This window comes from Agathobacter sp., from assembly GCF_977054825.1.
The window spans coordinates 30,085-52,681 of the sequence record NZ_CDRTEH010000019.1 but is presented as its reverse complement, the minus strand read 5'-3'; the positions used below and the strand labels follow the sequence as shown (position 1 = coordinate 52,681).

The 22,597-nt window shown below is 42.1% G+C and carries 26 protein-coding genes; 19 read left to right on the top strand and 7 right to left on the bottom strand.

Features of this window, described 5'->3' with window-relative positions; genetic code table 11:
• Window positions 1–426: 426 nt before the first annotated feature.
• The 3 genes from ACW6PM_RS11925 (at window position 427) to ACW6PM_RS11915 (ending at window position 1,247) form a co-directional block, all read left to right on the top strand.
• Complete coding sequence (locus tag ACW6PM_RS11925) at window positions 427–582, top strand: hypothetical protein (protein ID WP_158272428.1); 156 nt, start codon at window positions 427–429, stop codon at window positions 580–582.
• A 34-nt stretch (window positions 583–616) separates the two neighbouring features.
• On the top strand, window positions 617–790 hold the full coding sequence (locus tag ACW6PM_RS11920) for a hypothetical protein (protein ID WP_055164819.1): 174 nt from the start codon (window positions 617–619) through the stop codon (window positions 788–790).
• Window positions 791–863: 73 nt separating this feature from the next.
• Window positions 864–1,247, top strand: coding sequence for a DUF3783 domain-containing protein (locus ACW6PM_RS11915; RefSeq protein WP_456057300.1), 384 nt, complete (start codon window positions 864–866; stop codon window positions 1,245–1,247).
• An 86-nt stretch (window positions 1,248–1,333) separates the two neighbouring features.
• On the opposite strand, the gene ACW6PM_RS11910 is transcribed toward ACW6PM_RS11915, so the two are convergent.
• The gene (locus ACW6PM_RS11910) at window positions 1,334–2,653 is read right to left on the bottom strand and encodes an MATE family efflux transporter (RefSeq protein WP_456057299.1); all 1,320 of its coding nucleotides are present in this window, start codon (window positions 2,651–2,653) and stop codon (window positions 1,334–1,336) included.
• Between the two features lie 425 nt (window positions 2,654–3,078).
• Between ACW6PM_RS11910 and ACW6PM_RS11905 the strand changes: the two genes are divergently transcribed.
• The 7 genes from ACW6PM_RS11905 (at window position 3,079) to ACW6PM_RS11875 (ending at window position 9,413) form a co-directional block, all read left to right on the top strand.
• Entirely contained in the window at window positions 3,079–3,258 is a 180-nt protein-coding gene (locus ACW6PM_RS11905; protein ID WP_109257669.1) for a hypothetical protein, read from the top strand.
• A complete protein-coding gene (locus ACW6PM_RS11900) occupies window positions 3,258–4,355 on the top strand; it encodes a Uma2 family endonuclease (RefSeq protein WP_456057298.1) in 1,098 nt (365 codons plus the stop codon). The genes ACW6PM_RS11905 and ACW6PM_RS11900 overlap by 1 nt, the downstream gene beginning before the upstream one ends.
• Window positions 4,356–4,384: 29 nt before the next feature.
• Window positions 4,385–5,233: a zinc ribbon domain-containing protein gene (locus tag ACW6PM_RS11895; RefSeq protein WP_456057297.1), complete on the top strand. Its 849-nt coding sequence runs from the start codon at window positions 4,385–4,387 to the stop codon at window positions 5,231–5,233.
• Window positions 5,218–6,096 (top strand): AraC family transcriptional regulator, encoded by an 879-nt coding sequence (locus ACW6PM_RS11890; protein WP_456057296.1) that lies wholly within the window; start codon window positions 5,218–5,220, stop codon window positions 6,094–6,096. The genes ACW6PM_RS11895 and ACW6PM_RS11890 overlap by 16 nt, the downstream gene beginning before the upstream one ends.
• Before the next feature lie 485 nt (window positions 6,097–6,581).
• Window positions 6,582–7,610, top strand: a complete 1,029-nt coding sequence (locus tag ACW6PM_RS11885) for an ABC transporter substrate-binding protein (protein ID WP_456057295.1) — start codon at window positions 6,582–6,584, stop codon at window positions 7,608–7,610.
• A gap of 148 nt (window positions 7,611–7,758) precedes the next feature.
• On the top strand, window positions 7,759–8,640 hold the full coding sequence (locus tag ACW6PM_RS11880) for an ABC transporter permease (RefSeq protein ID WP_456057294.1): 882 nt from the start codon (window positions 7,759–7,761) through the stop codon (window positions 8,638–8,640).
• Window positions 8,640–9,413: an ABC transporter ATP-binding protein gene (locus ACW6PM_RS11875; protein ID WP_306778874.1), complete on the top strand. Its 774-nt coding sequence runs from the start codon at window positions 8,640–8,642 to the stop codon at window positions 9,411–9,413. Before ACW6PM_RS11880 ends, ACW6PM_RS11875 begins: the two co-directional genes overlap by 1 nt.
• Before the next feature lie 203 nt (window positions 9,414–9,616).
• Here the strand turns inward: ACW6PM_RS11875 and ACW6PM_RS11870 are convergent, their stop codons facing one another.
• The 4 genes from ACW6PM_RS11870 to thiS are packed head-to-tail and all read right to left on the bottom strand — an operon-like array spanning window position 9,617 to window position 12,670.
• A complete protein-coding gene (locus tag ACW6PM_RS11870) occupies window positions 9,617–10,306 on the bottom strand; it encodes a thiamine phosphate synthase (RefSeq protein WP_456057293.1) in 690 nt (229 codons plus the stop codon).
• An 8-nt stretch (window positions 10,307–10,314) separates the two neighbouring features.
• Window positions 10,315–11,580 (bottom strand): 2-iminoacetate synthase ThiH, encoded by a 1,266-nt coding sequence (gene thiH / locus ACW6PM_RS11865; RefSeq protein ID WP_456057292.1) that lies wholly within the window; start codon window positions 11,578–11,580, stop codon window positions 10,315–10,317.
• 53 nt (window positions 11,581–11,633) lie between these two features.
• A complete protein-coding gene (locus ACW6PM_RS11860; RefSeq protein WP_015517663.1) occupies window positions 11,634–12,422 on the bottom strand; it encodes a thiazole synthase in 789 nt (262 codons plus the stop codon).
• 50 nt (window positions 12,423–12,472) lie between these two features.
• Window positions 12,473–12,670 (bottom strand): sulfur carrier protein ThiS, encoded by a 198-nt coding sequence (thiS, locus tag ACW6PM_RS11855; protein WP_012741150.1) that lies wholly within the window; start codon window positions 12,668–12,670, stop codon window positions 12,473–12,475.
• A gap of 452 nt (window positions 12,671–13,122) precedes the next feature.
• Here thiS and ACW6PM_RS11850 point away from each other — a divergent pair, with 452 nt between their 5' ends.
• The 3 genes from ACW6PM_RS11850 (at window position 13,123) to ACW6PM_RS11840 (ending at window position 15,865) form a co-directional block, all read left to right on the top strand.
• Complete coding sequence (locus ACW6PM_RS11850; RefSeq protein WP_456057291.1) at window positions 13,123–13,341, top strand: hypothetical protein; 219 nt, start codon at window positions 13,123–13,125, stop codon at window positions 13,339–13,341.
• Between the two features lie 90 nt (window positions 13,342–13,431).
• Entirely contained in the window at window positions 13,432–14,094 is a 663-nt protein-coding gene (locus ACW6PM_RS11845; protein WP_456057301.1) for an HD domain-containing protein, read from the top strand.
• A gap of 190 nt (window positions 14,095–14,284) precedes the next feature.
• Window positions 14,285–15,865 carry a glucose-6-phosphate isomerase gene (locus tag ACW6PM_RS11840; protein ID WP_456057290.1) on the top strand — a complete coding sequence of 527 codons (1,581 nt, stop codon included), beginning with the start codon at window positions 14,285–14,287 and terminating at the stop codon, window positions 15,863–15,865.
• A gap of 179 nt (window positions 15,866–16,044) precedes the next feature.
• On the opposite strand, the gene ACW6PM_RS11835 is transcribed toward ACW6PM_RS11840, so the two are convergent.
• Both ACW6PM_RS11835 and ACW6PM_RS11830 read right to left on the bottom strand, forming a co-directional pair.
• Entirely contained in the window at window positions 16,045–16,230 is a 186-nt protein-coding gene (locus ACW6PM_RS11835; RefSeq protein ID WP_456057289.1) for a hypothetical protein, read from the bottom strand.
• Window positions 16,231–16,281: 51 nt separating this feature from the next.
• Window positions 16,282–16,818 (bottom strand): hypothetical protein, encoded by a 537-nt coding sequence (locus ACW6PM_RS11830; protein ID WP_456057288.1) that lies wholly within the window; start codon window positions 16,816–16,818, stop codon window positions 16,282–16,284.
• Window positions 16,819–17,272: 454 nt separating this feature from the next.
• Here ACW6PM_RS11830 and ACW6PM_RS11825 point away from each other — a divergent pair, with 454 nt between their 5' ends.
• The 6 genes from ACW6PM_RS11825 to hydF all read left to right on the top strand — a co-directional run bounded on the left by ACW6PM_RS11825 (window position 17,273) and on the right by hydF (window position 22,561).
• A complete protein-coding gene (locus ACW6PM_RS11825) occupies window positions 17,273–17,446 on the top strand; it encodes a hypothetical protein (RefSeq protein WP_456057287.1) in 174 nt (57 codons plus the stop codon).
• Window positions 17,433–18,167 carry a type II toxin-antitoxin system PemK/MazF family toxin gene (locus tag ACW6PM_RS11820; protein WP_308651072.1) on the top strand — a complete coding sequence of 245 codons (735 nt, stop codon included), beginning with the start codon at window positions 17,433–17,435 and terminating at the stop codon, window positions 18,165–18,167. The genes ACW6PM_RS11825 and ACW6PM_RS11820 overlap by 14 nt, the downstream gene beginning before the upstream one ends.
• Before the next feature lie 251 nt (window positions 18,168–18,418).
• A complete protein-coding gene (locus ACW6PM_RS11815; RefSeq protein ID WP_012741158.1) occupies window positions 18,419–18,664 on the top strand; it encodes a TM1266 family iron-only hydrogenase system putative regulator in 246 nt (81 codons plus the stop codon).
• Window positions 18,665–18,689: 25 nt separating this feature from the next.
• Complete coding sequence (hydE, locus tag ACW6PM_RS11810; protein WP_456057286.1) at window positions 18,690–19,748, top strand: [FeFe] hydrogenase H-cluster radical SAM maturase HydE; 1,059 nt, start codon at window positions 18,690–18,692, stop codon at window positions 19,746–19,748.
• A gap of 56 nt (window positions 19,749–19,804) precedes the next feature.
• Complete coding sequence (gene hydG / locus ACW6PM_RS11805) at window positions 19,805–21,232, top strand: [FeFe] hydrogenase H-cluster radical SAM maturase HydG (RefSeq protein ID WP_456057285.1); 1,428 nt, start codon at window positions 19,805–19,807, stop codon at window positions 21,230–21,232.
• A 12-nt stretch (window positions 21,233–21,244) separates the two neighbouring features.
• On the top strand, window positions 21,245–22,561 hold the full coding sequence (gene hydF / locus ACW6PM_RS11800; RefSeq protein WP_456057284.1) for a [FeFe] hydrogenase H-cluster maturation GTPase HydF: 1,317 nt from the start codon (window positions 21,245–21,247) through the stop codon (window positions 22,559–22,561).
• Window positions 22,562–22,597: the final 36 nt, after the last annotated feature.

Here is a 22,597-nt window from a genome sequence, read left to right as displayed (position 1 = left end):
TTTGATGGGGCGATGGTTTTTACATTGATAATAATGGTAATTATTTTATTGGTTTTGACACCTGTAGGAATTGTTGTAGATAAAAAGATTGAAGCTTATTTTGAAAATAAAAGAGAACCTTAAATTCCAATTTGCCAAAATGACAACAGACAGGAACTTTGATATTTTTGTAACAAAGGCATTCATATCTCTCTCATAATTCCCATAAATTTATGGAATTAAAATTTTGTGATACTTATAAAACAGTTCCGATTTTCTGTCAGATTTCTCCTATTAGTGAGACAATAATTATTTTTACACAAACCAGCTTATTCGTGGTAGAATAAAACCACAGATAAGCGGGTTGTTTGTTTTAAAAGGAGAATCTTATGAAAACCAAACAACCGGAACTAAACAAAATCACTGCACTCTAAGAGAGATTATCCCGTGATGATGAGCAAAGCGGTGACACCAAGCATCGGCGGTTATGAAAAGAAGGACAAAAACGGTAATCCTACAGGAAAGTACACCAATGCACAGGACAATTACACCTGCTCCACTTACAGTAAAGCAAAGAACAAAGTGAATTGGAATTATCAGTAGATGCTTTAGAAAATGAAATTTAGGAGGAAAACACATGGAAACCTGGTATTACGAGGTAGTTTCCATAGACGGAGACTATGCAAATTTAAAGAGATGCGATATCGAATCAGACGACCTGAAGCTTGTGGCAAGGGCATTGCTCCCACCTGAAATCATGGAGGGAAGCAGACTGAAATACGAGCTGATGCAATATGAGATAATTCAGTAACTATTCAGAACCGCTGACAACAAAAACTGATATAGTTACAAACATAATTGTCTTGAAATAGGAGATATTAGGAATGCAGCAGAAATCAACACAAAAAATACTGCTATTTAATGTAGCAGCACAAAAAGCGGAAAAAATAAAAGCCCTGTGCAAAACTCTTGGAATATCGGTGCAGCAGGTGGAAAAGTCAGATTACGGACAGAAGCTCGGTGCCATAGCCGGAATAACCGGATTCAAAAAGGATGGTTCAAGATATAGCGGAGCCGATTTTCCGGCGGAGCTTCTGGTTTTTTCAGGTATTAATTCATCACAAATGGATATCTTTCTGGCGGAATATAAGAAGGCAGGTATCGAACCAATCGGCTGTAAGGCTGTCGTGACACCTGATAATGTATTTTGGAGTGCCGATAAGCTGTTTCGGGAGATATTCAGAGAGCACTTGTTTATGAGCAGGTAAATGCAAAAAGGAATCAGCAGGTCAATGTCATTAAGTTAAGATGACCAGCAGGTTCCTTTTTATAGTGCAATTTTATATTGTTAGCTCTAATCAACCAGTCCCTTGTTCTTCCACTTTCCGCTCTTCCAGCGCAGCACCATGCCGACCGCCCTGATGCACTCGTCACTTGCAAGTCCGATGTAGGCACCGACTGCGAGAAGCCCCAGATGCAGTCCGAAGAAGTATGTTCCGCCGACCGCTGCAAGGTACATAAAAACAGCACCCATGACAACCGGGAATACGGCGTCACCGCTTGTCTTAAGTGCCTGACCATAGACCAGATTGGTGACTCTTCCAAGCTCCAGCACAACATCAATGGCGAGAAGCTTTGTGACCAGATTTATCATCTGTACATCATCCGTGAAGATCCGCACAATGTAGTTACCCAAAAGCGCAAATGTGATAGAAAGGCAGGATGCCGTAATCACACCATAGATAGCGGCCTTGCGAGTGCCCTTATCGCATTCGTCATACTCCTTTGCGCCGATATGCCAGCCGGTCAGGATGGCATTTGCCTGGGCTAAGGCAGCACCGATACAGTACGAAAAGTTAGCAATCTGTGAGGCATAGGAGCGCGCTGTGACATTCATTCCGTCAGCATCCATCTGGTTCATGAAACGCACTACAAGAGTCATGGCGATATTGTAAAGTGCGGTTTCACAGGCAGACGGAAAGCCAATCTTTATAATCTGTCCGAGAATTTTTCCGGGAGCTATGCGCTCAGGACTGTTCTTTGCCTTGATTAGCACAGCGCCCATTGAGGCAACAATAATCAGATTGATAATACGTGAGATAACCGTTGCAGTGGCAACACCCATAACGCCCCAGTTCATTACAAAGAGAAAAACAGCGTTAAGTATAAAGTTAATGACATTTCCAATAATTGATGCCCAAAGTGACTGCTTTGTGTAGCCGAAAACTCTCAGGTAGCTTGAATAAATCGGTATGAGAGCATTTAAAAAGCAGGCACCTCCAACAATGCGCAGATAAGTATTTGCCGAATCAAAAAGCGCCGGTGCAATGCTGACCATTTTGAGAATATTTCCGGAAAAAACAGCCAGAAATATAGACATGAGCACACCTATTACAGCGTTAAATATAAGCCCAAGCTGCCTTGCCTGATATGCTATACCCGGTTTTCCCGCACCGATATTCTGCGTCATGACGGCAACCATACCGCTTGAGATGACACCAAACATGATGATGAAAACGGAGATATATGTATTTGCCGTGCCGACAGCACCAACCGCCTGGTCGCTCACGGATGACAGCATAAGAGTGTCAACCATGCCTGACAGCATGTAAAAAAGTGTTTCGAAGCATATTGGAATGGAAAGCTGTGTAAGTGTTTTTCTTTGAACCTGCATATAGATTTTACCTCATTTATAATGTATGTATACCTTGTGATATTAACAGAATGAATGCAAACTTCTCGTTATAAGCTTCATTTGGGAGAGGAAGATATAAAGAAGAGAAGCCTGCATGTATCAATATATTACATTATCACAAATAATTCTTGTATTATTTCAAGGAAAAATTGTACTATTTCTACTTTATCTATAATTGAGTCTCTGAAAATGAAAACTTGCAAAAATGAAATATTGAATTATTCAGATTACAATTTGCTTTTTAATTAAAAATAGATTACAATTTTCAATTTTTATTACAAAAATCAGCAGTTTTATTGTAAAATGAAATAAACAATTCAGAGCTACCAAACCTATGGGTAAAATTAGAAGATTTTGAATAGTTACCAAAATACAATAAAATGATTGATATGGAGAGTGTTGATATGTGTGATGTGAAAAAATACTATAATATTTATGATGAACTCAAAAAACTAAAGCCGGAAGATACGTTACAGTTGGTAATGGAAGCAGAAAATGATGAGGAGAAACAATTTTTTGAAATGCTTGGAAACTATCTGCTTCAGGAAAAACAAAATAAGGTGATTGAGAGGAATTTATTTTAGTGAAAAGATATGTAATTATTGCAGGGGTAAATGGGGCAGGAAAATCGACATTGTATCAGGTGATGGATTCTTTAAAAAATATGTCGAGAATAAATACGGACGAGATAGTTAGAGAGTTTGGAGACTGGAAGAATTCAAGTGATGTTATAAGGGCGGGGAAAATAGCGGTTAGTAAAATTAATCATTATTTTGAAATAGGTGAATCATTTAATCAGGAATCTACTTTATGTGGAAGGAGCATTATAAAGAACATAAAAAGGGCAAGAATGTGCGGATATCGTATAGAACTGCATTATGTAGGAGTGGACTCAGTAGATATAGCTAAAAAAAGGATTGCACAGAGGGTGGCAAATGGCGGACATGGAATTCCGGATAAAGATGTAGAGCGTAGATATGTAGAAAGTTTGGGACGTTTGCCGGAGGTTATACAGTTAGTAGATATAGCTATATTATATGATAATTCATGTAGGTTTGACAGATTTGCGGTCTTTGAATATGGAAAACTAAAAACTGTAGAAAATCAACAGCCTTTTTGGTGGATAAATATGTGTGAATTACCATTAACAGAACAGGTACACACAATAGAAGAAATATACGCACTTCCAGAAGAAAAGAGGGCAGAACTGATTGATGGACAGATTTATGAAACGGAACCACCAAGTATATTGCATCAGAGGATTAGCATTGCACTGGCTAATAAAATAGCTGATTATATTGACGCTAAAAAAGGTGACTGTAAAGTATTTCCTGCACCATTAGCAGTATTTCTGAATAATGATGATACAACTTATGTTGAACCAGATATCAGTGTAATATGCGATAATAATAAAATAGACGACCGAGGCTGCAACGGAGCTCCGGATATGGCTATCGAGATTGTTTCTAAGAGCAGCCAGCATATGGATTATCTTATAAAGCTGTTTAAGTATCGCACAGCAGGTGTGAGGGAATATTGGATAGTTAACCCGATGAAACGCACAGTACTTGTATATATATTTGGAGAAAATGAGGACTCTACACAGTATGTGTTTGAGGATGATATTCCGGTTGGAATTTATTCTGATCTGACGATAAATCTATCGGAATTATTAAATTAAGAATTGAAATCTACGGAGGATAAGAAAACATGTTTTGTATGAACTGTGGAGCTAAACTGCAGGAAGGCGCCAAATTTTGCATGAATTGTGGTATGGCTATAGGAGAGAACAAGAGTAATGAGACTAAACTTGTTCCGGCAAAATGTACAAATTGTAACGCACCGCTTGAGGTCGATGCGACGCAATCTGCAGCTATATGCCCATATTGTAAAACTCCATATATTGTTGAGCAGGCAATCCATAATTACAATATTAGTATGAATGGAAACATGAATATTAACAATGCAACAATAAATATCAATAATGGTATGAATATTGATAATCTGATGAAAAGGGCACAAAGATTTGAGGCTGATGGGAATTATAAACAGGCCGTGGAGTATTACAATAAAGTATTAGATTTGGATATTAACCAATTGGAAGCTCAAAATTGCATTAATAGAATAATGAAAGAAATAGATGATTATGTATATTTCAAATCTAGTGCGAATAAAGTATTTACATTCGGAACTCTTAGTCTAAAAAAGGAAAAATTGGTTTTTGCCAATAAAAATGGAAAGGAAACAGTTTACTTTCTTCATAGGATTTCTAATCCAAGAGTTACAATGGGGTGTCTTGGCTTTATTTATGATAACAAAACGGCGGAAATCACTTATGCAACGTCAGAAGCAAAAAAATGGGTTGAATTAATAAAAAATGCACAAATAGGTGTATATCCTGAAATACATATAAGCAATGGAAAGGATGAATTGGCCGATTATATTAAAGCAAATTATGACAGAAACAGCATGGTAAAAGCCATTAAATATTGCAGGGAACAAACCGGATGGGGATTAAAAGAGTCTAAGGAATATGTAGAAAAATGTATTTTGAATTAAAAGAAAACCGGCCACACGGCACACCGGAAAATCCGTTCAGTCAATACCATATCAGTGATGTAAAGCGTGCATTCCAGATTCCGGTACACTGGCACGATGAGCTGGAAATTATATATGTAAAGCAGGGCAGGCTGCATGTGACCATATCAGGTGAAAACTATATAGGAAGCCCCAAGGATGCATTTGTGGTATCTCCGGGCAGTTTGCATTTCATGGGTTCACCGACAGGAGATACAGATTATTACACATTTTTGTTTCCTCTTGAATATATATCATTTCAGACGGACGATCTCATGGAAAAATCAATCCTATCCCCTCTCAAACGGGGCAGACTTATGATTAGTCCTCAGATAAATGATACAGCAGCAGATATATGCGAGCGGCTGATAGAGATAAATGCACAAATATCAGGGAAAAACGCAGAAAACACAGATGCAGCAAATATAGAGGCGCAATTTGAAACCAAAATAACTCTCATCAAATTCATCCGGAAAATGTGGAGCAATGATCTGATACTGGAAAATGGCACAAATGGCACCAACATAATAGAAAAAGAAATGATAACGTATATCCGGCAAAATTATACAAGGGAAATTTCACTGAAGGAATTTGGTGCACAGTTCCATTTGTCAGAAAAATACATATCACGCTACTTTAAAGAGCATTTTCATATTACGCTGTCACAGTATGTCAATCATCTCAGGCTGGAGCACGCCAGGCAGCTATTGGAGGAATCAGCAGCTTCCGTTACAGAGGTTGCAATGTGCAGTGGATATCAGAATGTGAGCTACTTTATACGCAGCTTCAAGAAAATGTATGGGGTATCACCTCTTAAATACAGAAATTTTCAAACTTTACCTTGACAAAGTGACAAAAAGAGCATAAAGTATATAAAAAGATTAATTTAACAGTGTTTCAAAACCGATGAGAAAGAAGAGTAGACCTTTCCGGATATCTCAGAGAGTTGCAGATGGTGGGATTGCAGCATGGATGGATTTGTTGAATGGCCTTTCGAGGGTGATCCGAAGCGTTTGATTGTACAGAGCATATTTTTTAACGATTAAATCAGTAGGCGTCACCGGGAACCGAACCCGTTATCATTTCGGCATGTATATTAGTACATGACAGAGTGGACAATTCGTCAAATTGAGTGGTACCGCGATAATAAGAATTTATTACCGTCTCAAGCATTAGCTTGAGGCGGTTTTTTGCATAAACACCCACATGATGAAATGTCGTTAGCGCAATTTGATTTGAAGCTATGACATTTGGCTTGTAGAGGCTGGTTTATGAGAAAATCGCGAACATCGGGAAACAAACACTTCACAAAGAAAGTGAGGAATTCAATATGAAAAAGAAAGCATTATCAGTAATTTTAGCAGCAGTTTGCACCATGGGCCTTATGGCAGGCTGTGGAGCAGAGGGTTCAAAGGGCTCTACACAGAGTGGCGCAAAGGGTGACAGCTACACAGTAGGTATTTCGCAGTTTGCAGAGCATGGCTCTCTTGACAACTGCAGGGAGGGCTTCTTAGAGGGCCTCAAGGAAGAGGGCATCGAGGAAGATAAAAACCTTAAGGTTGATTACCAGAATGCACAGACAGATACAGGTACAGCAAGCACTATTGCAGATAGCTTCGTATCTGAGAAGGTTGATATGATTTGTGCCATCGCCACACCATGTGCAGCCAGCGCCTACAATTCAGCTATGAATGCAGACATTCCAACAGTATACACAGCGGTTTCAGATCCTGTTGCAGCAGGTCTTGCAAAGGAGGATGGCTCAAGTGTAGGAAACATCACAGGCTCATCAGACGTGCTTCCTGTTGAGGAGCAGCTTAAGATGATCAGAGAGATGATGCCGGATGCAAAGAAAATCGGTATCCTCTACACCACAAGTGAGGCAAATTCATGCAGCACCATTGAGGAGTACAAGGAGCTTGCAGGTAAATACGATTTTGAAATTGTCGACACCGGAATAAACACATCAGCAGATATTGAGATTGCAGCATCAGACCTTGTTTCCAAGGTTGACTGCCTGTGCAACCTCACAGACAACACAGTGGTAAATGCACTCCAGACTGTTCTCGACAAGGCAAATGGAGCAAAGATTCCGGTATTCGGAAGTGAAATTGAGCAGGTTAAATCAGGCTGTGTCGCTTCAATGGGAATTGATTACTACCAGCTTGGAATCGAGACAGGAAAGATGGCAGCAAAGATTTTAAAGGGTGAGGAGAAAGCCTCTGACACTCCGTTTATCACAGCTTCAAAGGCTGAGCTTTATGTAAACACTGCAGCAGCAGACAAGATTGGCATGACACTTGATGCAGATTATATCAAGGATGCAGCCGAGACATTTGATGAGATCGTTGTTCAGTAGTTGCAGCTCACACCTTTAAGGGTGAATAGTAATAATTAGTAAAAAATATTTGATATATTTACAAGCACAAAGTAATATATAACTTGTACAATAAAAACAAAACAGATAATCGAAATACAGTTGTCTGCTAATCAGGGGAGGATACACCGTGACTTTAGTTTTAAGCGTTTTAGAGCAGGGCATGATTTATGCGATCATGGCTCTTGGAATATATATCACATACACCATACTGGATTTTCCGGATCTGACCGTAGATGGAAGCTTTCCGCTTGGAGCGGCACTTTCTGCGGTACTCATCACAAAGGGCTTTAATCCGATACTCACACTGCTTGTGACCTTTGCGGCAGGTGCGTTTGCCGGAATGCTGACCGGAATCATCCATGTGAAGCTTAAGGTGCGTGACCTTTTATCGGGAATTATCATGATGACAGCGCTTTACACGGTGAATCTTCGCATTGCAGGAAGAGCAAACCTGCCAATATACAATATGACCACACTTTTCGACAATGATTTTGTCAGAAATGTATTTAAGGGCGGCTTAGCACAGTTTTCAAATGTGATTATCATCCTTGTTATCACACTTGTGATGAAATTCCTGCTCGACTGGTACATGAGCACAAAGTCGGGATATTTGCTTCGCGCCGTAGGTGACAATGAGACTATCGTTACATCTATGGGTGTGGATAAGGGCATCACAAAAATCATCGGACTTGCAATCGCCAACGGTCTTTGCAGCTTAAGCGGATGCATTTTTGCACAGCAGCAGAGATATTTCGACATATCAATGGGAACCGGAACAATGGTTATCGGACTGGCGAGCGTTATTATCGGAATCAGCCTGCTTAAAAAGGCAACCTTTTTGCGTGTGACCTCGAGTGTTGTTATCGGAGCGATTGTATACAAGGCCTGTGTGGCAATCGCTATAAAGCTTGGTATGCCGTCGAGCGATCTGAAGCTCATTACAGCGGTATTGTTCCTCATCATTCTGGTGCTTGGAATGGATAGAAACAAAAGAAAGAAGGTGGCATAATGTTAGAGCTCAACCATATCCACAAATTATATAATCCGGGAACAGTCAACGAGATATGCCTCTTTGATGATTTTAATCTGAAAATAGATGATGGACAGTTTGTTTCCGTTGTAGGAAGTAATGGCTCCGGAAAGACATCTATGCTCAACATCATCTGCGGTTCTATCCCTATTGACGGTGGCAGCATAGTGGTAAACGGCACTGACATCACAAAGCAGAAGGATTTTATCAGACACCGTCGCATTGGCCGTGTATTTCAGGACCCGTCAAAGGGAACCTGTCCTTCCATGACAATCCTTGAAAATCTGTCCATAGCTGATAATAAAGGAAAGACCTACGGTCTTGGCCGTGGTACAAACCACAGCAGAATAGATCATTACAAGGAGATGCTTGCCGAGCTAAACCTTGGACTTGAGGATAAGCTTCACACAAAGGTTGGCGCACTTTCGGGCGGTCAGAGACAGACACTTGCGCTTCTCATGGCTACGATGAATCCAATCGAGTTTCTCATCCTTGATGAGCACACAGCAGCCCTCGATCCAAAGACTGCTGAGATCGTAATGCAGCTCACAGGCAAGATTGTGGCAGAGAAGAAGGTCACAACGATCATGGTCACACACAATCTGCGCTACGCTGTTGAATACGGAGACCGCCTTATTATGATGCATCAGGGCAAGGCGATAATCGACAAGGCCGGCGCCGATAAGAAGGCTATGCAGGTTGATGATATTCTTGGCACATTCAACGAGATCAGTATTGAGTGCGGAAACTAGTATATGCGAAATATAAATATGTGAGGTGTTGATAAACCACTTCATGTGTTGAAAATATAGTGAAGTATAGGAAAAAGGACATTCCGGAACTGTAGATTTTACAGCTCTGGGGATGTCCTTTTTTACTGATGTGAAAGCTATTATAAAAGCGGAAAAGCTTTCAAGGTGCAAAAATTTCACCTTGAATGTGGGAAGAGGGTAAATCACACCCTCATCATCCCCGACATAATACATCCCCCGGCGGCGCCACATTCCATAACCTCAGCAAGTCGCGGAACATTAATGTCTGGAATGGCATCATAAGCGGGTGGTGCATCGGAAGCTGTGCGGTCATCATTTGAAGCAATATTAATGCCGCCGATTGCATAAACCGGTATCTGAACTGCATCACAGACATTTTTTAAGAAATCAAGTCCGCGCGGTGGCAGTCCTTTTTTGCAGTCGGTTGCAAAAATATGTCCTGCCGTCATATATGTAGCGCCAAGCTGTTCGGCTTTTATGGCATCTTCAACGGAGTGGACAGAGGTTCCGATAACCTTGAAGAATTGTTGATAATTGTCAGATAGATCTTTTTTGATATAAGCTTCGAGGATTGGCAATGGCAGATGTATATACGGATGCCCAAGTTCAATTGCCACATTTATAAAGCTGTGCAGCATGCACTGCACATCATATTCTTTACACAGAGCAATCACATCGCGTGCCAGAGACAGATATTCTGCCTCCGGCATATCTTTTTCCCTGAGCACAATTGCATGTGGATGGAGCTTACAGACACGCTCGAGCTGTTCCATGAACGGACGGCTGCACAGGTGTCTGTTTGTGATAGCGATTATATTATCACTCTGTAAAGCATGTTTTGAGTTTTCGTATAAGAGTTTTTCTTTATTCATATTCGTACCTACACGTAAATATAGTCGCTCATCACCGGCTGCAAACCATTGTCGAGCAGTGCATTAAACACCTCATCCACGCTTCTTCCATCAGAGATTTCAAACTGGTCATCGCCCTTGTCCTCTATATCGTCCACATGGCTTCCGATTCCGGTGCTGACACCGGCTGAAATCTTGGTGGCGGCGATATTTACGAGGTTGTCACGCACACGCGCTACCTCTCTTGTAGATACGGTGATGCTTGCAAATGGCATGAAAAGTCTGTAAGCACATACCACTTGAAGGAGCTGTGTCTCGTGGACATCCTTTGGATTGATACGGTCATTGTTTATGATAGGGCACAGACGAGGGCATGAGAATGCAATCTCAGCTCTTGGATATTTTTTCTGGAGCAGATATGCGTGATATCCGGTGGCAAGCGCATCCTTTCTGAAATCATCGAGGCCTAAAAGTGCGGCAAAGCCGACACCCCTCATACCGCCCTTAAGAGCACGCTCCTGTGCATTTACACGGTAAGGGAAAATTCTCTTGTGTCCGGCAAGGTGAAGTGTCTCGTATTTGTCAGAGTTGTAGGTCTCCTGGAAAACGGTCACATAGTCAGCGCCACACTCGTGCAGGTATGCATACTCGTCAGAGTTCATAGGATAAACCTCAAGACCTATAACCTTGAAATATTTGCGGGCAATTTTGCATGCTTCTCCGATGTATTCAACGTCTGACATTTTCTTGCTTTCACCGGTGAGAATCAGGATTTCCTGAAGACCGGTTTTGGCGATTGCAGCCATTTCCTTTTCGATTTCTGAGGCATTCAGCTTTGCGCGGTTGATTTTATTGTGACAGTTGAAACCACAGTAGATACAGTAGTTTTCGCAGTAGTTTGATATGTAAAGCGGTGTAAACATGCACACGCTGTTGCCGAAGTGCTTTCTGGTCTCAATCTGTGCAGCCTGTGCGATTTCCTCAATAAATGGCTGTGCAGCAGGCGAGAGCAGGGCTTTGAAATCCTCCAATGTGCGGTATTCGTGGGAGAGTGCCGCGCGTACATCGGCTGCGGTGTATTTGTCGTAGTCGTATGCATCCATTTCGGCAACTACCCTGTCCATGATATCGGAGTCAAGCACCTCCATATCAGGTAGATATTTCATATGATCTATTCTGTTTTTCTTCATGTCCTCGAGGATTACTTCGTTTACAATGCTGTCGTTGAAGTGGTCATCGTGGGCGATATTTGCATTGATATCTTTGTCGTTTGTTATATTTGTATCGTTAGTCATTATGTGTTCCCTTCAAAATCTGATTATCATATTTGTGCTTTATATATAATCGATTAGTCACGCAGATATCCTGTAAGAGGGGATGATGCGCTGGCTCCCTTTGTCAGAGTGCGTCCGAGTCCTGACAGATAAGCCATTCTTCCGGCCTCGATAGCCTTTTTAAATGCCTCTGCCATTATCTCAACATCACCGGCTGTTGCAACGGCGGTGTTTGCCATGACTGCGGCAGCACCCATTTCCATAGCCTCGCATGCCTGTGAAGGACGGCCGATGCCTGCATCCACGATGATAGGCAAATCAATTTCGTCAATCAGAATCTGGATAAATTCCTTTGTGCAGATACCTTTGTTTGAGCCGATTGGCGCGCCGAGAGGCATGATGCATGCAGCACCGGCATTTGCAAGGTCTCTTGCCACGTTGAGGTCAGGATACATGTAAGGCATTACGACAAAGCCCTCCTTTGCGAGAATCTCTGTAGCCTTTATTGTCTCAAAGTTGTCCGGAAGCAGATATTTGCTGTCGCGCATGATTTCAATTTTCACGAAGTCTCCACAGCCAAGCTCGCGGGACAGACGTGCGATTCTTACAGCCTCATCGGCATTTCTGGCGCCTGATGTGTTTGGAAGCAGTGTGACATTGTCCGGAATATAGTCGAGGATGTTTGCCAGTCCTCCATCGTTTGCACGGCGCAGAGCCAGTGTGATAATCTGTGCATCAGCCTTCTCAATGCAGGCCTTTACCAGGTCGAGTGAAAACTTTCCCGAGCCGAGAATGAAACGTGAGGTAAATTCGTGGCCTCCTAAAACTAATTTGTCGTTTGCTAAATCTATATTTTTACTCATGATTAACTCCTTATGTATTTATTGGTAGTGTAAAAAGTGTTTGATTTTAATCAGCCCCCACCCATAAAGCTTAAAATCTCTACCACATCGCCGTCTGCGATAGCAGTGCTGTCATATTCAGTCTTTGGAAGAATCTCTTCATTCAGCTCCACAACAATGTGCTTAGGGTTGTAATTGTTGGCTGAAAGATACTGCGAAACAGTCATGCCGCATACATCTGCAGCTTCTTTACCGTTGATTTTTACCATTGTGCGTCTCCTTTCAGGATTGAGATGTGAAAAACGGGGATTAACCCAAAGCAATATACTAAAAAAGAGCTCACAAAGTAATACACCCGCGGTGGTGTACCCCTTCATGAACTCTGTTCACTCTCAAAAATCCGATATTAAACTATGTAAATATGTAAAATTAAAAGGGAGATACCAATAATTTTACAAACATGAGTATAGTACCTTGCACCGGCAAAGTCAACCTAATTTTAATAAAACCTACATTACAACAATTTCCAACAAATTTTACATAACGCAGACAGTATATTTTCATGAAGATGGTATGTTATAAAAGGTAACTATTCAGAACCACTGAGAACAAAAAAGCTGATACGTCATGCTTGCATGTAAGCGGCAGTTTTTTGGTTCTCAAGATGACTCGAATAATTACGAAAAATTCTAATAGCTGATTTGAGAGATGGAGGGAAAATATGTTTAACGAAGAAATCATAACAAAATACAGATACATAATATTACTTCTTGGCACAGCAGTATCGTTTGTGTTTGGCTTTGCGGTGGCATTTGCACTTGCGAAGCTGTGTGGAGTGCTGGCTGCAAAGGCAGTGTTCAATATTGCTCTCACAGCAGGCGGTGTCACAGGAATGCTTGGATTTGTGTGCATCTGTCTGGCAGAGCTGAGACGCATATAGTACATCAGAAAGCTGATGTATCGTGCAGTTTTGCGAATGTGTGAGGAGAATCTGAATAGTTACTTACAGAAAAGAAAGGAAACGGAATAAATAATTTTGACATACGATGAAATAAAAAAGAACAAAGAAATATGTGAATGCCTGCGCAAGGGAGATGAAAACCTCGGAGTGCTGGGCTACACAGATCACTCGGCGGCACACTGCACGATGGTTGCAAAGCGGGCTGCATATATTTTAAAAAAATTCGGATACAGTGAAGAGGATATTGAGCTTGTAAAGATTGCGGGCTTTATGCATGATATTGGAAATGTGGTCAACAGAAGGCATCATGCTGAGTACGGAGCAATTTTAGCGAACGAGATTCTTAAAAAGACTGATATGAGCATGAAAGACAGGATTACGGTCGTCTCTGCGATAGGTCATCACGATGAGTCCACAGGAGGCGCAACGGATCCGGTCTCTGCAGCTCTTATCATTGCAGACAAGACGGATGTGCGAAGAAATCGTGTCAGGGAAAAGGCAAAGGAAAATTTTGACATTCACGACAGGGTAAATTACGCTGTTACGGATGCGGCACTCAAGATTAATACAGATAAAAAGGTCATTGCACTCAATCTTCAGATTGATACAAGCATCTGCTCGATGTATGAGTATTTTGATATTTTCTTAGGGCGCATGATGATGTGCCGCGGTGCCGCCGGGATACTCGGAGCTACCTTCAAGCTCACAGCCAATGGCTCTAAGGTATTGTGATGTTTATGATTAACCAGTTACTTGTATTATTATATAAAAAAGCGCATATTCACACATAAACGGAACAAAATACGAATTTTGACGAAAAAACTTGCTTATAACGTTTCTCAACTCTTGAACTTAAAAATGATTGATAGTATAATTTAAGCGATTGAGGAAAATAAGATTAAACGATAAGGAGGAAATCGCAATGATTACCTGGAACAATCTGGATACCCTGGAATCCTTCAAGGAGCTTTCTAAAGTGGGACGTGTTGACATAAAAGAGGCTATGTCAGGAGACAATGGCGCTAAGCGTGTCAAAGAGTACAACATCCCAATGGCAGAGGGATTCACTTACAACTTCGCTGCAAAGCAGGTGGACGCAGATGTGCTTGAGGCACTTGCAAAGCTTGCAAAGGAGGCACAGCTTACAGAGAAATTTGAGGCACTTTACAATGGTGCTGTTATCAATACAGGTGAGAACCGTCTCGTTCTTCACCAGCTTACTCGTGGACAGCTCGGAGATGCTGTAGTGGCAGACGGAGTTGACAAGCGTAAATTCTACGTAGAGCAGCAGGAGAGAATCGCTGAGTTCGCAAACAAGGTTCACTCAGGCGAGATTACAAATGCAGCAGGAGAGAAGTTTACAACAGTTGTTCAGATAGGAATCGGCGGAAGCGATTTAGGACCTCGTGCTATGTACTTAGCACTTGAGAACTGGGCAAAGAAAAACGGCAGCTTTAAGATGGAAGCCAAATTCATCAGCAATGTTGACCCTGATGATGCGGCAAGCGTACTTGCATCAGTTGACGTAGCTCACTCTATTTTCATATTAGTATCAAAATCAGGTACAACACTTGAGACTCTTACCAATGAGTCATTCGTAAAGGATGCATTAAAGAACGCAGGACTTGATGCTTCTAAGCACATGATTGCTGTAACAAGCGAGACATCACCACTTGCAAAGAGCGATGATTACCTTGCAGCCTTCTTCATGGACGATTACATCGGAGGACGTTACTCATCAACATCAGCAGTTGGTGGAGCGGTTCTCTCACTTGCATTCGGTCCTGAGGTATTTGCACAGTTCCTCGACGGAGCAGCAGCAGAGGATCAGCTTTCAAAGAACGCTGATATCATGAAGAACCCTGAGATGCTCGACGCACTCATCGGTGTTTACGAGAGAAACGTACTCGGATATCCTAGCACAGCAGTGCTTCCATACTCACAGGCGCTCAGCCGTTTCCCTGCACATTTACAGCAGGCTGATATGGAGTCAAACGGCAAGTCAGTTAACCGCTTCGGTGAGCCTGTAGATTATGTGACAGGACCGGTTATCTTTGGTGAGCCTGGAACAAACGGACAGCACTCATTCTATCAGCTCCTTCATCAGGGAACAGATATTGTGCCACTCCAGTTCATCGGCTTCAAGAACAATCAGCTTGACACAGATGTAGTCATCCAGGACAGCACAAGCCAGCAGAAGCTCTGTGCAAACGTAGCAGCACAGATAGTTGCATTTGCATGTGGTAAGGCAGACGACAACAAGAACAAGAACTTCGAGGGTGGACGTCCTTCAAGCATCATTATCGGAGACCAGGTAAATCCTGCATCTCTTGGCGCACTCCTTGCACACTTTGAGAACAAGATCATGTTCCAGGGCTTCTTATGGAATGTAAACAGCTTCGACCAGGAAGGTGTTCAGCTTGGAAAGCTGCTTGCAAAGAAGGTTCTTGCACATGAGACAGACGGAGCACTTAAGGAGCTCAGCGATATGCTTAATATCTAATGCAATGTTTTGCAGAAGTGAAGATACAGAAATATAAAAACGAGCCGCAATCCTGTGGGTATCAGGATTGCGGCTCATTTTGTTCTGTCATAATACATCCGGGTTAAAGATGATTTATGACGATTTGGGTGAGATAATTTATTTAGGTTTATAATTACTAATGTTGATATATATTATCATTATTTGTGTGCTTTATGAAAGACAACATCATCCTTGATATTGCTGTCATATCTGGTATAAGCATGGCCATTCTTTCCGGATGCATCATGGTCGTCTCGCTCAGGACCGTTCTCCATCCACCAGGCATAGGCTGCAGCGCCGATACAAACGGCAGCACACACGACAATTATTATTGTTTCAAGCATTTTAAATCCTCCGTTTTACTTTGTCAGCATGATGCGGAGAAAATGTTTTATTTAATTAAAATTGTAATGTAATTCCCTCCGCATATGCGCGAATTTTGAAAAATCAGCGAAGAAAATTAGTTTATGCCCATCCTTGTCGTGGATAAAACGGATAATAAAGCGCCGGCTCGTGTTTGTGAGGCATATGCGCATGACCACGATAGCGGCATATGCGAATAAAATAATATGTATTAACTGGAGTAACGCACTCAGCCAGCTTAAATTGGATGTAAGCCTGCCTAAAAATCCAAGCGAAGAGGTACGGATGCGACATATGATTGCAGGAAAAGAAGGTATTTCCTCTATATACTGACAATTCATGAGCACCGACATATCTGAATCTGAATAAAGCACTGCGCGTGAGTCCAAAACTTCCTGCTGTTGAAGCACTGCCTTATCAGAAGAGGCATAAGAGCCCGATACAGCACTGTGACCGTATGAACTGTATGCTATGCGGTCAGGATTAAACTCGTCCAGATTTTTGTCGAGACTTAGAAAGGAGCAGAATATAAGACAAAGCAACAGTGGTAAAACCGGTATTTTCTTCATGATAGTCCGCTCCTTTCTTTCCAATTTATGTTTCTATTTTCTTCCTTTAGGTTAAAAAAGTCAACTTATAAGTAGATTTCTTTTGAAAAATATTGAAATTCTTAATGGCTGTAATTTTCATCAAATGATTATTATGAAATGATAATATACAAATTGCATAAAAAATAACCGAAAATTTATGCATGTTTGTGCATCACGATAATAGACATTTTTTGGAGCACGTGATACTATAATTAACGTAAAAACCCCCCAATACATTATATATTTTTACTATCCCCATAGTAAAATACCTTCTCCTAAAGGACAGCAGAACGATGGCTGTTCTTTTTTTGTCCTTTTATAAATATAAGGAGAGGAGCTTGCGTTGTTGACACAAGTAGTCATTGAAAGTATAATATTTAATATCTAATTAATGTCTAAGTTAGTAATGAGAATTGTTTTGAAAGGATAATTCATGGATAGAGTTGAACATATCAGAGATTTTAAGAGTTTTTTGAATAATAATCGCGATAAGCTAATGGATATGGCGGTCTCTATTGAAAATTTACCGGCTGATGATGATTGGATTCAAGATGGAGAATGGGATGAAATATATGAAAAAGAGGGATTAAAGGATGGAAAAGTATAATATTGGAGAAGTTTGGTGGATTCATTTTCCGTATTCAGACAAAGATCAAATAAAGAGAAGACCAGCCATAGTAATTGATGATGATACAATAGCTATTTTAGCTATGTATGTTACAACAAAGAATAAAAAAGATAATCCATATAGTATTTTTCTGGATGATTGGAGAGAAGCAGGGCTTCCGAAAGAATCTTGGACTAGAATTGATAGAATAGTTAAAGTTAATGAATGGAACATGGATTGTAAAATTGGCGAATTATCTCAACATGATTTTATTAAAGTAACTCAGTTGGTAAAAGAAATATTAACAAATAAACTTCATGAATTTTCTTTGATTGCCATAAGAAATTCAGAAGGAAAATATCTACAGAAATATGATGATAGATGGAAAAGTTGGTTATTTCCTTATGTGGGAACAACAGAGAACAATAAAGAAAATGTGGATGATTTTGTCAGTCAATTGCTAGGTAAAGAAGTTGAGACAAAATATATTGCAACAGCAAAACATTGCAAATATTCAGTGAGTGATTGTGTATATAAAATATACAATCATAAATTATATGGGTTATCGTTAGATGTTGTTTCCCCGAATATGGAAGAGGGGATTTTTGTTCTTAAAGGAAATAGGTATAAATGGATGTCTATTAAAGAAATGGAAAATGATGATAGAATATTGGATGTAAATGAAGATATAGTTGCGTTTATAAAAAGTAAGTGTAAATAAAACAATAGCACGCAAGAAGCGAGACATGCTGATAACAGCCCTCTTTCTTCAAGCCTGCAGACATAGAAGGCTCTGACGGCATAGTTCAGAGTCACTGACACCGAATACTGTGAGCAGATGATAGTGGCTTCACGTATGAGGAGGAAGAACATTTTGAGATTAAGGGTGTACTTCCGGCGAAGTGCACCCTTCTTTTAGTGAACAAAGGGGCTTTGTTCACATTAAATACAAGTAGATATTAGGAGTAACACATGGAAACAAGAATAGCCCTGATCGGCATCATAGTTGAAAATCCGGATTCTGTTGAGCAGCTCAACCATCTGCTGCATGAGTACGGCAGCTTCATTGTGGGACGCATGGGCATCCCTTATGAAAAAAAGAACGTGAATATCATCAGCGTGGCAATTGACGCACCGCAGGATATTATCAGTGCGCTGTCCGGCAGGATTGGCAGGCTGGATGGCATAGGAGTGAAGACCGTTTACTCTAATAAATAAAGCAGACCGGACTACAGGAGAAAGCATGACCGACAATAAAGCAATAATAAAAATAATAGATGAAATTACGGCCTGCCGGAATATCACGTTGGAGCAGCTGCATATGCTGCTTGAGACAGATGATATGCAGGCGGTTGATTACCTGAGAAAGAGTGCAGCAGAGAAAGCCCATGAGAATTATGGCAATCAGGTTTTTATACGAGGGCTGATAGAGTTCACCAACTACTGCAAAAATGACTGCCTCTACTGCGGTATAAGGCACAGCAATACTCACGCGGACCGTTATCGCCTGAGCACGGAGCAGATTATGGCATGCTGCGAGAGCGGCTATGAGCTTGGCTTTCGCACTTTTGTGCTGCAGGGCGGTGAGGATCCGTACTACACGGATGAGCGCATCTGTGAGATAGTGTCCGGGATTAAGGCAAGGTATCCTGACTGCGCAGTTACGCTCTCTATCGGTGAAAAGTCAAGGGAGAGCTATCAGAGCTACTTTGATGCCGGGGCAGACAGATATCTGCTGCGTCATGAGACTGCGGATGAAAAACACTACAGGAGGCTTCATCCGGCAGAGATGTCACTTGCAAACAGAAAGCAGTGCCTGTGGGATTTAAAAGATATAGGCTACCAGGTGGGCTGCGGCTTCATGGTCGGCTCGCCGGGACAGACAGTGGAGACCTTGTACGAGGATTTGCAGTTTATAAAGGAGCTTGAGCCTCACATGGTTGGAATCGGACCTTTCATATCGCAGAAGGATACACCGTTTGCAAATGAGATGTCCGGCACCATGGATGAGACGCTTCGCCTGCTTTCAATCATCAGGCTTATACATCCCAAGGTGCTGCTTCCTGCCACGACAGCGCTTGGCACAATCCATCCGCTCGGCAGGGAAAAGGGCATACAGTCGGGCGCCAATGTCGTGATGCCAAACCTCTCACCGGTCAATGTGCGCGACAAATACAAGCTCTACGACAACAAAATCTGCACGGGAGATGAGGCAGCAGAGTGCCGCTACTGTATGGAAAACCGGATGAAGAGCATAGGCTATCAGGTGGTGGTGTCGCGCGGAGACTACGCAGATTTGTGATTGATAGTTACAATTAATAAATATAAAACAACACTAGGATATAGAAGGAGATAAAAATGTACAACGTAAAATCATTAAAGGCTGAGGAATTCATCTCAGACGAGGAAATCAAAGAGACTCTCGAATACGCAGAGGCAAACAAAAATAATATAGGGCTCATCGATGAGATTATAGAGAAGGCAAAGCTCAAAAAAGGACTCACACACAGAGAGGCATCAGTGCTTTTAGCCTGTGAGATTCCGGAGAAGCTCGACGAGGTTTACAAGCTGGCTCAGCAGATAAAGAAGGACTTCTACGGAAACAGAATCGTGCTTTTCGCACCGCTTTATCTGTCAAACTACTGTGTGAATGGCTGTGTTTACTGTCCATATCACATGAAAAATAAGCATATTGTGAGAAAGAAGCTCACTCAGGAGGAAATCGTAAAGGAGGTCACAGCTCTTCAGGATATGGGACACAAGCGTCTTGCAATCGAGGCAGGAGAGGACCCTGTAAACAATCCGATTGAGTATATTCTCGAGTGTATCAACACAATCTACAGCATCAAGCACAAAAACGGAGCTATCCGTCGTGTAAATGTAAATATCGCTGCCACCACAGTGGAGAATTACAGAAAGCTCAAGGAGGCAGGAATCGGAACCTACATACTTTTCCAGGAGACATATCACAAGGAAAGCTATGAGCAGCTTCACCCGACAGGACCAAAGCATGACTACGCATATCACACAGAGGCCATGGACCGCGCCATGGAGGGTGGCATCGATGATGTGGGACTTGGTGTGCTTTTCGGACTGGACAAGTACAAGTACGAGTTTGCCGGACTTTTGATGCATGCAGAGCATCTTGAGGCAGTTCACGGTGTAGGACCTCATACCATCAGCGTACCGCGTATAAAGCATGCAGACGACATCGACCCGGATGTATTCGACAATGGCATAAGCGATGATACCTTTGCCAAAATCTGTGCACTTATCCGTATTTCAGTGCCATACACAGGAATGATAATCTCAACCCGTGAGAGCCAGGCTGTCCGCGAAAAGGTTCTGCCACTCGGTGTTTCACAGATCAGCGGCGCATCAAAGACAAGTGTTGGAGGTTATGCAGACCCTGAGGCTGAGAAAAATGCAGAGGCAACATCAGAGCAGTTTGACGTCAGCGACCAGAGAACGCTCGATGAGGTGGTAAACTGGCTTATGAAGATGGACTACATCCCTTCCTTCTGTACAGCCTGTTACAGAGAGGGCAGAACAGGAGACCGTTTTATGGCGCTGTGCAAGAGCATGCAGATACTTAACTGCTGTCATCCGAACGCACTCATGACACTGAAGGAGTACCTTGAGGACTACGCAAGCCCGCAGACAAGAGAGCTTGGAATGAAGCTCATCGACAGGGAAATCGAAAAGATTACCAATCCAAAGGTTAAGCAGACCTGCTATGAGCATATACATGATATTGCAGACGGAAAGCGTGATTTCCGTTTCTAGGGGAGGATACATATGGGAAATTTGAATGAGACACCTTCTGCCAACAGACTTCATATAGGGATATACGGAAAGACAAACAGTGGTAAGTCATCACTGATCAACGCGGTTACAAAGCAGGAGGTTTCCATTGTGGCCGATGTGGCAGGTACGACAACCGACCCTGTGTACAAGCCGATGGAGATTCATCCTCTCGGACCGTGCGTGATTATTGATACGGCGGGCTTTGATGATGACAGTGAGCTTGGCGAAAGACGTGTGGAAAAGACTCATCTGGCGGCAGAGAAGACCGATATAGCGGTTGTAGTGCTTGATATTGCAGAGGTCATTGCTGCGAAGAAGGCGGGAGTTCCGTTTAAAAAGGCTTTTAAGGATGAGGCAGAGTGGAGTCTGCTTTTTGCAAAAAAACATACTCCGGTTGTATTTGCCTTAAACAAGATAGACGAGATTTTGCTTTCCACTGAGGCACAGGAAAAGAGCAGGGGAAAGCTTGACAATGCTGCAATAGAGGCTGCAAAGTGCTGGGTTTATGAGGAAAACAGTGCTGTGATGGGCAAAAATGCAGACAATAGCCTTGAGGTTGTCGCAGTCAGCGCGTTAAAGGGCAAGGGAATGGATGCTGTCATCTCTGCACTCACACGCCTTTTGCCGGAGGATTTCGGCCAGGAATTTATACTCGGAGACCTTGTTTCTGAGACTGATCTGGTGCTTCTTGTCATGCCGCAGGATATTCAGGCACCAAAGGGCAGGCTCATACTGCCACAGGTGCAGACACTCAGGGAATTACTCGATAGAAAATGCCTTGTGATGAGCACGACGACTGACAAAATGATAGAAGCGCTCGCGGCATTATCACGTGCGCCAAAGCTCATTGTGACAGATTCACAGGTGTTTGGCTATGTGTACGAGCACAAGCCGGCGGAGAGCATGCTCACATCATTTTCGGTGCTTTTTGCAGCCTACAAGGGAGATCTGCCATACTATGTAGAGAGTGCGAGGGCAATTGATGCCTTAAAGCCATCCTCAAGAGTGCTCATAGCAGAGTGCTGCACACATGCGCCTCTAGCAGAGGATATAGGCAGGGTGAAGCTTCCGAGACTGCTTAGAAAGCGTGTCGGAGAGGAGCTTATCGTGGATATTACAAGCGGTACGGACTTCCCTGATAATCTTTCTCAGTATGACCTCATTATCCAGTGCGGTGCTTGCATGTTTAACAGAAAATATGTATTATCAAGGATAGACAGGGCACGCACACAGCATGTGCCTATGACAAACTATGGCGTGGCTATAGCACACCTGACAGGAATACTCGATAAGGTGAGCATGCCTTAGAAAAAGTTTTTAAAGCCGGGAGAAAGAGAAGCTATC